We start from the raw sequence: 13,871 nt of genomic DNA on the forward strand, positions 1-13,871 counted from the left end.
CCGGGATCTGCTTAATTTTTTATGACCATGAATTGTAAAAGCTTATTGATACTGATTCTGTTAATAGGAACTTCCGTGAAAAGTTTTGCCCAAAACAGTAAATCAAGGGACGATGTTCAGATTTTCTATTACGGATGGTATGCCAATCCTGCTGTAGATGGGAAGTATGAGCACTGGAATCATGATATTCTGCCACACTGGAATAATCCGAAATGGAACAACCTCGGACATTACAAAGGAGGAGATGATATTGGTGCCAATTTTTATCCTGCTTTGGGAAATTACAGTTCCAATGATCCGGAGATCATTAAAAAGCATATGAAAATGATCAAAGATTCTGGATTGGGAGTCGTGGTTTTAAGCTGGCTGGGAAAAGATTCTTTTGTAGATAAAAGCATTGCCAAATACCTGGATGCAGCGGATCAGTTTAATCTGAAAGTCGCTTTTCATATTGAACCTTTCTATAAAAATATAACGGAGCTGAAGGAACAGCTTTCTTACCTGGTGCAAACCTATTCCGGGCATCACGCCTTTTATAAAAAAGACGGCAAACCACTGTATTATGTATACGACAGCTATAAAATCTCACCGGAAGAATGGGCGAAGCTTCTTTCCGCAAATGGTGAAAATACCGTCCGGAATACAGAATTAGACGGACTTTATATCGGATTGTGGGTGGAAAAAGAGCATGTGGAATTTTTTAAAAACTCAGGTTTTGATGGGTTTTATACTTATTTTGCCAGCGAAGGTTTTGTTTTCGGGAGTACTACTTCCAATTGGAATTACCTTTCACAGTTTGCAAAAGAAAACAAGCTTATTTTCATCCCGTGTGTTGGTCCGGGGTATTCGGATACCAGAATAAGACCCTGGAATGAAGCCAATTTCAAAAGCAGGGAAAACGGGAAGTACTATGAAAGAATGTTTGAGGCAGCTGCAAAATCCAATCCTGATTTTATAGGAATCACTTCTTTCAACGAATGGCATGAAGGTACCCAGATAGAGCCTGCAATTCCTAAAAAGGCAGGCGATTTCCAATATGAAGATTATGGAAAAGATCCGTGGTTTTACATTAAAGAAACCAAAAAGCTGACAGACCGGTATTTAAAAGGTAAATAAGTGTAAAATCTTCTGATGGTGATTTTAAAATATAAAGTTGTTCTGGTTGGGACAGCTTTTATTTTTTCGCAAAAAATGGATTTTACAGCAAATAATCAGGCCCTCAATTAGCCATTAAATAGAATAGAGTCTTGTAATCCTGCAAAATCCGTGTTAGTGAAAATTCAGATAAATTAATATTTTTTTGAAGATAAAAATGAGATCATTTGAGCAAGCAACCTCTTCTTATTCTGGCGAGCTGTTTTATCCTCGGAATCTTTTTTGAGGAAGTATTAATACTGGATAAAACAGTAGTTTTTATCATAACCGGAGGCTGCCTGCTGGTGCTGATTTCCTTTTTCTTTCATTCTTATTTTCTTCATAAAACAAAGCATATCCTGCTGGGGCTACTGTTTTTCGGAGCAGGAATAATCCTTCATGCTTTCAATACTTTTACGGCGGGCAGTTTCTCAGTTCCCTCCAACGCAACCATCACTTTTAAGATCTCAAAAAAATTAAATTCTACAGAAAAAAATAAAAAATATGAAGCTTTTGTGCATGTGGGAAAAGAAAGTTTCAACGCAGTCCTCTATGTACCGAAAAAAGAAAAGGACCTTGATTTCCGGCATTATTATCAAGCCGATGCTTACCTTTCAAAGCCAAAGCTTCCGCAATATGATTTCCAGTTTAATTACGCAGGGTATTTAAAAAGAAAGAATATTGAATACCAATGTTATCTTTCAAAAGAAATTTCTTCCGCTCAAAGAGATGACCTGACATTCAATGAAATGATTCAGCAGTATCGGTTTGAAATATTACAACAGATTGATCAGGCCGGAATATCACCCAAGACCCGGGAATTTTTAAAAGGAATTATCCTGGCAGACAGAACCGAAACAGATGCGGGAACGGCAGAGGATTTTAACCGGTCCGGAATGGTTCACCTGCTTGCTATTTCCGGGACCCATATAGTTGTGATTTTCGGGATTTTTTATCTGATGCTGACCCGGTTTAGTCCATTGAGGTTCAGGAAATATGCCGTGGTTTCCAGTCTTGCTTTTATTTGGCTTTTTGCTGCAGGAATTGGATTTGGAAACTCTGTGATGCGCTCCTGCATTATGATTACCGTTTATTTTGTCTATGTGCTTTTGCAGCGGAAACCGGATTTGCTTCATTCCCTTTCTTTATCTGCCCTGATTATTTTAGTTGCTGATACACAGCAGGTTTTTGATATTGGTTTCCAGCTTAGCTTTCTTGCGGTTTTAGGGATTTTCTGGCTTAATCAGCCTGTTTTGAAATACCTTCCCAGGCAGGATGGTTATTTTAAAAAGCTGTTTTTTAATGCGGTTTCCATTTCCATTGCTGCACAGCTGGCCACACTTCCCTTGGTTCTTTTTTATTTTCATCAGTTTTCACTGGTTTCCGTTCCTGCCAATATTATGATTGTTCCGTTTTCCGAGCTGATTATTGTGTTTTCGTTTTTGATAGTCATTCTTATCGCTCTCAGGATAGATTTTGAACTGATCAATTCGGTTTATGACTGGTCCATTCAGGTGTTGCTAAAACTAATCCATTGGTTTGCGGAAATGGACAGGCTATTTTTTTCGAATATACCCATGAATATCGTTGAGGTTTTGTTTTTATTCTTCATCGTATATCAGATGAGGTTTTTACTTTTAAAAATAAATTTTAAAAACTTAATGAAATGGATTTTTGCAGTTATCGCTTTTTGTATGGTCAGAACAGGATTTAATATTGATGAGAACCGTAGAGATGAAATTCTCATTCATGATTTTAATAAGGCTAAAATACTATCGGTAAAGAAAGGAAGTAGGGTATGTTTTTGGATAGCTGAAAATACGGATAGAAGTAAATTTGTCAGGTTTATAGCCGGTCCGTACTGTTCTGCAAGACGGATCACGATTATTGAAATGAAAACTTTCCCCCGGAATGCCAGTGAAGTGGTTTGTAACGGCAAAATTTATGATTTAAAATAAATAAAAACGATTTCTCATTTTTCCTTTAAATAATAGGCAGAATCCTTATTTAGAAAGATTACAAACTGGCTAATTGTGAGATTTCTCACTTTTCGATCTTGTTAACATTTCTTAATTTTGTGGGAAATTCAAATTTAAACTTATATGGCAGGTTTAACGAGTTCTACGATAGGTAGAAAATATGCGATGGCATTATCAGCTATGTTTTTGCTGATCTTTCTTATACTGCATTTGACGACCAATTTGTTATCAGTTCTGAATCGTGATGCGTTCAATACAGCATCAGATTTTATGGGCTATAATCCTTTTGTGCAGTTCTTAATGCAGCCTGTTCTTGGTTTTGCTGTTCTTTTCCATTTTATCATGGGATTTGTACTTGAAATTAAGAACAATAAAGCGCGTCCGATAAAGTACGCTTCCAACAACCCTTCCGTGAACTCTACGTGGATGTCCAGAAATATGATTATTTCAGGAGCGGTTGTGCTGGCTTTCCTTGCGCTTCACTTATATGATTTCTGGTTACATGAAATCAATTATAAATATGTGGAAGGACTTACTCCTGACGCAGAAAGATTCTGGCCTGAGCTGCATGAGAAATTTGCAGACATCTGGAGAGTGGCTTTATATGTGATCTCTTTTGTTTTGCTTGGTCTTCACCTGGCTCACGGTTTTCAGTCTTCGTTCCAGTCTATCGGGGCAAGACATCCGAAATATACTCCGGTAATTAAAGCTTTTGGAAAATGGTATTCTATCCTTATTCCAGCAGGGTTTATTTTCATCGCAATTTTTCACTTTGTAACTCAATAATATCAATATACTAATATGAGTAAATTAGATTCAAAAATTCCAGCAGGTCCTCTTAAGGATAAATGGAAAAATCATAAAGACCATATGAACCTTGTTGCACCAAACAACAGAGATAAGATTGATATTATTGTTGTAGGTACAGGTTTGGCAGGTGGTTCTGCTGCGGCTACTTTAGCTGAGCAGGGATACAATGTAAAAGCATTCTGCTATCAGGATTCACCGAGAAGAGCGCACTCTATTGCAGCTCAAGGGGGGATCAACGCCGCTAAAAACTATCAGGGAGACGGTGACTCTACGTACAGGTTATTCTATGACACCATCAAAGGGGGTGACTATAGAGCAAGAGAGGCAAACGTTTACAGATTAGCTGAGGTTTCTGCTAATATTATCGACCAGTGTGTTTCTCAGGGAGTTCCTTTCGGCAGAGATTACGGCGGTCAGCTGGATAACCGTTCATTCGGTGGGGTTCAGGTAAAAAGAACTTTCTACGCAAAAGGACAAACAGGTCAGCAGTTATTATTAGGTGCCTATTCTTCAATGAGCCGTCAGATCGGTAAAGGTAGAATTAAAATGTACAACCGTCATGAAATGATGGAACTGGTAATTGTAGACGGAAAAGCAAGAGGTATCATCGCAAGAAACCTTGTAACAGGTGAAATCGAAAGACATTCTGCTCACGCGGTTGTTATTGCTTCCGGAGGTTACGGAAACGTATATTTCCTTTCTACAAACGCAATGGGATCCAACGTTTCTGCAGCATGGAAAATCCACAAAAAAGGAGCCTATTTTGCAAACCCTTGTTACGTACAGATTCACCCGACTTGTATTCCGGTTCACGGAACGCAGCAGTCTAAACTGACTTTGATGTCTGAGTCTCTCAGAAACTCGGGAAGAATCTGGGTTCCTAAGAATATCGAAGATTCTGTAGCCATCAGAGAAGGTAAATTAAGACCTGAAAATATTAAAGAAGAAGATAGAGATTATTATTTAGAGAGAAGATATCCTGCATTCGGAAACTTAGTGCCTAGAGACGTTGCGTCCAGAGCCGGTAAAGAAAGATGTGATGCTGGTTACGGAATCGAGAATAATGATACTAAAGAAGGGGTTTACCTGGATTTCTCTACAGAGATCATTAAAAAAGGTAAAGAAGCCGCTATCGAAAAACATATTCATAATCCTACAGATCAGCAGATCTATGATTTAGGAAAGGCCTGGGTTGAGGAAAAATATGGTAACTTATTCGTAATGTATGAAAAGATTACAGCTGATGATCCTTACAAAACGCCAATGAAAATTTATCCTGCTGTACACTACACAATGGGTGGTGTTTGGGTAGACTATAATTTACAATCTACAATTCCGGGATGTTTCGTAATTGGTGAAGCTAACTTCTCAGATCACGGAGCCAACAGATTGGGAGCTTCTGCTTTGATGCAAGGTTTGGCAGACGGATATTTCGTACTTCCTTATACGATTGCAGATTATCTTTCAGCAGACATCAGAACAGGGACAATTCCTACCGCTTCCGGTGAATTTGATCAGGCTGAAAAAGCAATTAAAGATAAAATAGATTTCTTCTTAAATAATAAAGGAACGCATTCGGTAGATCATTTCCACAAAAAATTAGGACACATCATGTGGAATAAGGTGGGAATGGGAAGAACTCCTGAAGGTTTAAAAGAAGCTATTGCTGAAATTGCTCAGGTGAAAAAAGAATTCTGGGCAGATGTGAAAGTTCCGGGTGATGCAGATGGAATGAACACTGAACTTGAAAAAGCTTTCAGAGTAGCAGATTTCATTGAACTGGGACAATTAATGGCAATTGATGCTCTACACAGAAACGAATCTTGTGGAGGACACTTCAGAGAAGACCATGCTACTCCGGAAGGGGAAGCAGAAAGAGATGATGTTAACTTCAAATATGTGGGAGCGTGGGAATATCAGACAGATGATATTACAACAGAAGTTCTGCATAAAGAAGACCTGATCTACGAAAACATTGAAGTTAAAGCAAGAAGTTACAAATAATCTCCAACCTATAAATAAATAATTATGAGTGCAAAAAAAGGCCTTCATCTTACCTTAAAAATTTGGAGACAAAAAAATAGCAAAACAAAAGGTCAATTCGAGACCTACAAAATATCAGATGTTTCTACAGATTCTTCTTTCCTGGAAATGCTGGATATTTTGAACGAAAATATTATTAACGAAGGAAAAGAACCTATCGCTTTTGACCACGACTGTCGTGAAGGAATCTGCGGAATGTGTTCCCTGTATATCAACGGTAGAGCACACGGTCCGGATACGGGAATTACGACCTGCCAGCTTCACATGAGAATGTTCAAAGACGGTGAAACCATCGTGATTGAACCTTGGAGAAGTGCTGCGTTCCCTGTAATTAAAGACTTAATGGTAGACAGAAGCGCATTTGACCGCGTAATGGCTGCCGGAGGTTTCATTTCCGTAAACACTTCAGGAAATACGCTGGATGCCAACGCAATTCCGGTTCCTAAAGAAGATGCAGACAAGGCAATGGATGCTGCAGCATGTATCGGATGTGGAGCTTGTGTGGCTACCTGTAAAAACGGTTCTGCAATGTTATTCGTTGGAGCTAAAGTGTCTCAGTATGCTCTTTTACCCCAAGGTAGAGTAGAAGCGAAGCGAAGAGTTCTGAACATGGTGAAAGCTATGGACGAAGAAGGATTCGGAAACTGTTCAAACACGGGTGCTTGTGAAGTAGAATGTCCGAAAGGAATTTCTCTGGAAAACATTGCCAGAATGAATAGAGAATATATGGCAGCTCTTGCGGATAGAGGATAAAGCCTGTCTTAAATAAAGAAAAAATCGTCTTCATAATGGAGACGATTTTTTTATGTATGGTACCCGTTTGTTAAATTTTGTTAAGGTATGTACGGGATAGCAGGATGTTTTATTTAATAATTCTATATTTGATGAAATCAGTTTTTTTGAAAAGAAAAAAATAAGACGGTCAGAAGGGGTTCAATCTCCCTTTCAACAGGTTTTATAAAATTTTCAAAAAAAATAAATAGTGTTAATCAACAAGCCGTAAAAAACGTATTTTTGCGTAATATTAAAATTGAAATGAAAAAATATCTTTTATTGTTTATCATCACAGCTTTTGTGATGTCTTGTTCAAAAAAAGTTGAGGTAAAAGGAAAAATTACCGGAAGTTCACCACTTGAAAGAATTGAGTTTGTGGAAGCCTCCGGTGTAGCAACTCTTCCGCTTGCAAATATTGGTTTAGATAAAAACGGAAATTTTACAGGAAGCTTTGAAGCGCCTAAGGATGGAATGTACGTGATCAACTATGCAGGAAAACAAAATCTTATTTATCTGGAAGGCGGACAGAAATTAAATATTTCAGGTAACTCCATGACTTTCCCTAATGAATTTGTAGTGACAGGAGATGCCAAGAAAAATAACGATTTCCTTCAGGCCAGCCAGAAGTTCCTTGGAGAATACGGAAGCAAAATCAATATCCAGCAGCTGATGTCAGGGGATGAAAAAGAATTCCTGAAAAGTGCTCAGAAGATTGAGGCTGATATCAACAAAAATGTAGAAGATGTTGCTCAAAAAAATAACCCTAGCAAAGGGATCCTTGAATGGAAGAAGAACGATGTGAAAGTAACCATCCTTAACCTTCTTGCCAATTATGAAATGACTCAGCGTCAGATGTCCGGAAATCCTTCATTTAAAGTTTCCAAAGCTTTCAAGGATTATGAAACCAAACTGGAAGGAAATAAAGATGAGATGGTAAAAACCATTCCGTTATACAGACAGTACCTGCTTGTAAAACTGAGCCCTGATTTCCAGAAATACGCTGAAGCCAAAACCAAAGGAAAAACGGATGTGATCACTTCTGAAATTTTTGCTCAGTTCCTGAAAGACAAAAAAGATATTTCGCAGACGGCTAAAGATTATCTTCTGGCATTTGTAGTAGCTCAGGATATTCACCCGGGTGCTCCTGCAAAGAATACGGAGAAAGTAAAAAAGATCATTGATACAGATATTAAAGATGCCGGTGTTAAAGCGGATCTTAATAAAATGCAAATCGCAATCAATGGCCTAAAAGTAGGAGATGCAGCTCCTGAAGCAGCATTGGTAAAAGCAGACGGTAAATCTTACCAGCTTTCAGAAAATAAAGGAAAGCCTTATATGTTGTTCTTCTATGCATCATGGAATCCTTACATCAGCGAAGCTACTGTTCCTGTATTGAAAGAAGTGGTGAATTTCTATAAATCAAAAATGAGTTTCGTTTTTGTAAACGTAGATGATACCAAAGATCAGTTCGTAAAAACCAGCAGTGCCTTACTAAAAGGAATTCCTGGAACTAATGTATACGGAGAAAAAGGCCTGGAGTCTGATATCGCTAAAAAATACGGAGTATACGGATTCAAACTTCCTTGCTTTGTGATTGTAGATAAAGACGGTAAAATTGCCAGCAGATCTTTTGTAAATCTTGGTGAGCAGGAAGTGGTAACCATCCTGGATAAGCAAACAGGACTTTCCGCACCGAAAGTACAGCCAAACCCTCAGATGATGCAGCCTGGAATCACTGTTGATCCTTCCGCTCAGCCTGCCAATCCGCAGCCTGCCCCAACAAAATAATAAACTTTAATATAGATGGAAACCTTATCTTCGGATAAGGTTTTTTTTATTGTATTTTTGCAGATTGGAACCGGATGTTTTCCGGCAGATTAGAAAAAATAGAAAATAGAATACACAGATGGAGCTGGAGAGCTTTATTTGTAAAGAAATTGAGTTACGGATGAGAAAAAAGAAGAAAGATATAGTTCTTGAAAATATTAAACTGTTCGGTGCAGGGGCAAAAGGAGTTGCCATAGGAAGAACGGAAGAAGGAAAAACAGTGCTTGTTTCCGGGGCGGTTCCGGGAGATATGGTAAATGCCAGGGTAAAGAAGTCCAAATCCAAATACTACGAAGCTGAAACCGTGGAAGTGGTTGAGAAATCTCCATTCAGGGTAGATCCCAAATGTATTCACTTCGGGACATGCGGCGGATGCAAATGGCAGAACATGAGCTATGAAAAGCAGCTTGATTTCAAACAGGAAGAAGTATATAACAATATCAAAAGAATCGGGGGAATTGATGATTTTGAAACCGTTCCTATTTTAGGCGCTGAAGAACAATATTTCTACAGAAACAAAATGGAATTCTCCTTTTCCAATGCGAGATGGCTTACCCAATACGAAATAAGCTCTGAAGAAAATTTTGGAAGCAAAGACGCCTTAGGTTTCCATATTCCGGGAATGTGGAGCAAAATTCTTGATCTTAAAGAGTGTTTCCTGCAGGAAGATCCTTCCAATGCCATTCGTCTCGCTGTGAAAAATTACGGGGTAGAGCATGGACTGGATTTCTTTGATGTAAGAAACCAGGAAGGCTTTTTGAGAACCCTGATGATGAGACAGAATTCCAAAGGAGAATGGATGGTTCTTTTCCAGCTGTACAGAGAAGAAAAAGAAAACAGGGAGAATCTTTTCAAATTCTTACTGGAGAAATTCCCGCAGATCAAAACACTCGTGTACGCCATCAATCCAAAACAGAACGATTCTATTTATGATCTGGATATCAATGTATATTCCGGTGAAGGATTCCTGATGGAAGAAATGGATGGGCTGAAGTTTAAAATCGGACCGAAATCATTCTTCCAGACCAATTACAAGCAGGCCCTTGAACTGTACAGAAAAACACTTGAATTTGCAGACCTGAAAGGGGATGAAGTGGTATATGACCTTTATACAGGAACCGGAACCATTGCCCAGTATGTCGCAAGAAATGCAAAACAGGTCATCGGGATAGAATCTGTTCAGGAGGCCATAGATGCTGCCATAGAGCATGCCGAACTGAACGGGCTTACCAATACTACCTTCTACTGTGGAGATATGAAAAATGTCTTTAATGATGAATTCCTTGAAAATCATCCTAAAGCAGATGTTCTGATTACCGATCCTCCAAGAGACGGAATGCACCAGAAAGTAGTAGAGCAGATCCTTAAGCTGGCTCCTGAAAAAGTAGTTTACGTAAGCTGTAATTCTGCGACGCAGGCAAGAGATCTCGCTTTGATGAAAGATCATTACACGCTGGTGAAAATCCTTCCGGTAGATATGTTCCCGCAAACCCATCACGTGGAGAATATTGCGCTGCTGATCAAAAAATAATTACTTAAATTTGAAAATACTAATCTGAAAATTTAAATGAAAAGAGTGAAAAACCTGGGTTCTGTACTTGTCCTGTTTGCGTTAGTATGGACGCAAAATCCACTGAAAGGACAGGAAAAAGATGCTGAAGCAGTAAAAACGGATACTGCTAAAGTAAAAAAAGATGACCTTAAAAAACCTGTTATAAAACCTTATAAAGAGGTTATTACCGATAAGGCCGTTTCGGATCAGGGGGTATTCACTGTTCATAAAATTGAAGATAAATATTATTTTGAAATTCCCGACGCAATGTTGAAAAAGGAATTTCTTCTGGTAACGAGACTCACAAAGGCTGCTGCAGGAATGCGTTCAGGAAGCACCGGATATGCCGGGGATCAGATCGGTCAGCAGGTTGTAGCTTTTGAGAAAGGGCCTAAAGATAAAATCCTTTTAAGATCTATTTCATTCGTAGACTATGCAAAAGATTCTACCTCAGATATGTATAATTCCGTGATCAGGAATAATGTGCAGCCTATCATCAAATCTTTTGATGTAAAAACGTATGGAATTAATAAGAAAACATCGGTAATTGATGTTACAGATCTTCTGAATTCCGATAATGAAACGGTTTCTTTCTCGGTAATGTATAAAGATGCATTCAAGGTAGGAACTTTCCAGAAAGATATGTCCTTCGTGAATTTTGTAAAATCCTTCCCGGGAAATATTGAGATCAATACCACCAAAACATTTGCCCGTACATTGGGAAAACCTCTTCCGGGTGCTACTCCCGCAAATACTCCTAAGATCAGCGGAAATTATACCGTGGAAATCAACTCCTCATTTGTGCTCCTTCCGGAAAACAAAATGCAGGCAAGATATTTTGATCCGAGAGTCGGGTATTTCACAGTAGGGTATACGGATTTTGATCTGGATCCTCAGGGGGTAAAAAGAATTTCTTTTGTTAAAAGATGGAGACTGGAACCAAAACCCCAGGACCTCGAAAAATATATAAAAGGAGAACTGGTAGAGCCTGCCAAACCAATCGTTTTCTATATAGATCCGGCCACACCAAAAAAATGGGTTCCTTATCTTATCCAGGGTGTGAATGACTGGCAGAAAGCTTTTGAAAAGGCGGGTTTCAAAAATGCAATTTATGCCAAAGTTCCGGACCCGAAAACAGATACGGAATGGAGCCTGGAAGATGCAAGATATTCGGCTATTGTTTATAAACCGTCAGATGTTCCCAATGCTTCGGGGCCTTCTATTTCAGATCCCAGAACGGGAGAAATTCTGGAAAGCCATATCAACTGGTATCACAACGTTATGATGCTTTTAAGAAACTGGTACTTTGTTCAGGCCTCACCAAACGATGAAAGGGCAAGAAAAGTAAAATTTGATGATAAGCTGATGGGCGAACTGATCCGTTTTGTTTCCTCTCACGAAGTAGGGCATACTTTAGGGTTGAGACATAATTTCGGCTCAAGTTCTACCGTACCTGTTGAAAAGCTGAGAGATAAAAAATGGCTGGAAAAAAATGGTCATACGCCTTCCATCATGGACTATGCAAGATTTAACTATGTGGCACAGCCTGAAGATCACATCGGTGACTCCGGAATCATGCCGAGAATCGGGGACTATGATGACTGGGCAATTGAATGGGGCTATAAGAGGTTCTATGACTACAAAACTCCGGATGCAGAAAAAGAATACCTGAATAAATGGGTTATCAAAAACCTTAAAAACGAAAGACTTTGGTTCGGAACAGAATCCAATCCCTTAGACCCGAGGTCCCAGAGCGAGCAGGTAGGAGATAATGCTATGGCTGCAAGTACCTACGGTATAAAAAACCTGAAGAGAATTTTGGATAACCTTGAAAAATGGACAGACACTCCCAACGAAGATTATGAAAATCTCGGAACAATGTATGATCAGGTAACCCAGCAGTTCAGAAGATATGCCGGACATGTTTCAAAATATATTGGAGGCCAGATGGAAACGCCTAAAACAGCGGAACAGTCAGGACCGGTGTATCAAGCTGTGGCTAAAAAAGATCAGCAGGAAGCGATGAATTTTTTAAATGAGAATATTTTTACCACTCCGCAATGGCTGATCAGAAAAGAAATATTTGAAAAAACAGGGAAAACTCCGGTAAAAACAATTGAAGAAATCCAGAACGCCGTTCTTTCAAGAATCCTTAGCCCTGTTGTGCTGCAGAATATGTATCAGATGGAAGCCGTGGAACAGGATACCTACACATTGGTAAATCTTTTCTCGGATCTGAATAATTACATTATGGTGAGAGAAAATCCTGATGTGTACGGAAGAAGCCTTCAGAGAAATTATGTGGAACAGATGATTAAACTTGTTGATGCAAAATCTCCGGATAAATCAGATGTTTCTGCCATTGTAAGAGGAAACCTGAATGAAATTAAAAATAGCCTTTCAGTAAAAGGGGTTTATAACAAAATGAACAAATACCATTACCAGGAGCTTACTTTTGAAATAGAAAAAGCGCTGGATCCAAAAAAATAAAATATGAAATATTGTACATATATTATAATCGCGTTATGCAGCCTCCTGATGATATGGTCATGTGGCGGAGACGATGATATCTGTGAGAGCGGTGAAGGAACACCCAGGATAAAAGTGGCATTCAAGTCCCAGACAACAGGAAAAGAAGTTACTCTGGATTCTTTATATGTGGCGGTAGATTATGGCTCCGGAAAAGTACAGCTGGGAAAACTTCAGAATATCAATTCCAGGCTGATCCCGTTGAGGGTCGATGATTCCCCTTACACAGACGTTTACTTCAGGTTTGCTGATAAAGGAGTGGAGTCTCACGTACGGGTGGGGTATACCACAAAAACCACCTATGTTTCTCCCGGATGCGGGATCAAGAAAACATACGAGAATTTAAGTTCACAATTAATACAATCTACGCCTGTGATATCAATTGAAGCAGGATTAAACCAAATAGAGAATGAAGACAAGACTAATCTTTTCCTTCTTTTTTAGCATGATAGTCATCCTGGGAATGGCTCAGGAGAAAAAAGAAACGAAAGAATCCAAAAAAGTTCAGGAGAAATACAAGCCTAATTTCATGGTAGGTTTTGATGTTCTCAATGCCGGTGTTTCATTCTTTTCGGACAGGGTGTTGTATCAGGGATTTATTTCTTCTAAGATAAAAGGAAACATTCATGCAGTGGCTGAAGCCGGTTTTGAGAAAAATGTATATCAGAAAAATGGCTATGATGCCAAAGCGAACGGTCCCTTTGTAAAACTGGGTGCATTCTATATGCTGGCAAAAGACCGCGAAAATGAATTCAACGGCTTTTATGCAGGTGGAAAGATAGGAGGTGCATTCTATAATCAGGAATATATGGCTATTCCCGTACGGGGATTTGGAGGAAGTTCTTCTTCCGTTGCATTTCCCTCGTCCTCTCAAACTTCCGCATGGATTGAAGGAACGCTCGGCGGAAGAGTTCAGCTGTTTGAATCTGATTTTTATATAGATGTTAATCTGCAGCCCAAATATCTGGTATATACTTCCAAGCAGGACAATATCACCCCTATGATTGTCCCTGGATTCGGCAGGAGTTCCGGTAAGTTCAATATGGGGTTTGCATGGAACATCGCCTATAAGTTTTAATAAAAATAATGCTGATTTACTGTTAATATAAAACCAGTTTTCATCAGAGAAAAAAAAATACTGACTATTCATCATGAATCCCGGGATCCCTATCCCGGGATTTTTCTGTTATTATTGCAGATTTACAAAATGAAAAAACAGTGTC

At 38.9% G+C, this 13,871-nt stretch carries 10 protein-coding genes; all 10 read left to right on the forward strand.

What is annotated here, in order from left to right:
• Positions 1–27: 27 nt before the first annotated feature.
• Positions 28–1,116, forward strand: coding sequence for a glycoside hydrolase family 99 protein (locus B7E04_RS00750; RefSeq protein WP_080776916.1), 1,089 nt, complete (start codon positions 28–30; stop codon positions 1,114–1,116).
• Positions 1,117–1,322: 206 nt separating this feature from the next.
• Positions 1,323–3,092 carry a ComEC/Rec2 family competence protein gene (locus tag B7E04_RS00755; protein WP_080776701.1) on the forward strand — a complete coding sequence of 590 codons (1,770 nt, stop codon included), beginning with the start codon at positions 1,323–1,325 and terminating at the stop codon, positions 3,090–3,092.
• A gap of 144 nt (positions 3,093–3,236) precedes the next feature.
• Positions 3,237–3,899 carry a succinate dehydrogenase cytochrome b subunit gene (locus B7E04_RS00760; protein WP_080776702.1) on the forward strand — a complete coding sequence of 221 codons (663 nt, stop codon included), beginning with the start codon at positions 3,237–3,239 and terminating at the stop codon, positions 3,897–3,899.
• 15 nt (positions 3,900–3,914) lie between these two features.
• Complete coding sequence (locus tag B7E04_RS00765) at positions 3,915–5,927, forward strand: fumarate reductase/succinate dehydrogenase flavoprotein subunit (protein ID WP_080776703.1); 2,013 nt, start codon at positions 3,915–3,917, stop codon at positions 5,925–5,927.
• Between the two features lie 24 nt (positions 5,928–5,951).
• Positions 5,952–6,719, forward strand: a complete 768-nt coding sequence (locus tag B7E04_RS00770; protein ID WP_039365171.1) for a succinate dehydrogenase/fumarate reductase iron-sulfur subunit — start codon at positions 5,952–5,954, stop codon at positions 6,717–6,719.
• A gap of 282 nt (positions 6,720–7,001) precedes the next feature.
• Positions 7,002–8,528, forward strand: coding sequence for a TlpA family protein disulfide reductase (locus B7E04_RS00775; RefSeq protein WP_080776704.1), 1,527 nt, complete (start codon positions 7,002–7,004; stop codon positions 8,526–8,528).
• A gap of 160 nt (positions 8,529–8,688) precedes the next feature.
• Positions 8,689–10,098 (forward strand): 23S rRNA (uracil(1939)-C(5))-methyltransferase RlmD, encoded by a 1,410-nt coding sequence (rlmD, locus tag B7E04_RS00780; protein WP_080776705.1) that lies wholly within the window; start codon positions 8,689–8,691, stop codon positions 10,096–10,098.
• Between the two features lie 36 nt (positions 10,099–10,134).
• Positions 10,135–12,609 (forward strand): zinc-dependent metalloprotease, encoded by a 2,475-nt coding sequence (locus B7E04_RS00785; RefSeq protein ID WP_080776706.1) that lies wholly within the window; start codon positions 10,135–10,137, stop codon positions 12,607–12,609.
• 3 nt (positions 12,610–12,612) lie between these two features.
• On the forward strand, positions 12,613–13,092 hold the full coding sequence (locus B7E04_RS00790; protein ID WP_080776707.1) for a DUF6452 family protein: 480 nt from the start codon (positions 12,613–12,615) through the stop codon (positions 13,090–13,092).
• Entirely contained in the window at positions 13,058–13,726 is a 669-nt protein-coding gene (locus B7E04_RS00795) for a DUF6048 family protein (protein WP_080776708.1), read from the forward strand. Before B7E04_RS00790 ends, B7E04_RS00795 begins: the two co-directional genes overlap by 35 nt.
• Positions 13,727–13,871: the final 145 nt, after the last annotated feature.

The organism is Chryseobacterium phocaeense (assembly GCF_900169075.1).
Lineage (GTDB): Bacteria > Bacteroidota > Bacteroidia > Flavobacteriales > Weeksellaceae > Chryseobacterium > Chryseobacterium phocaeense.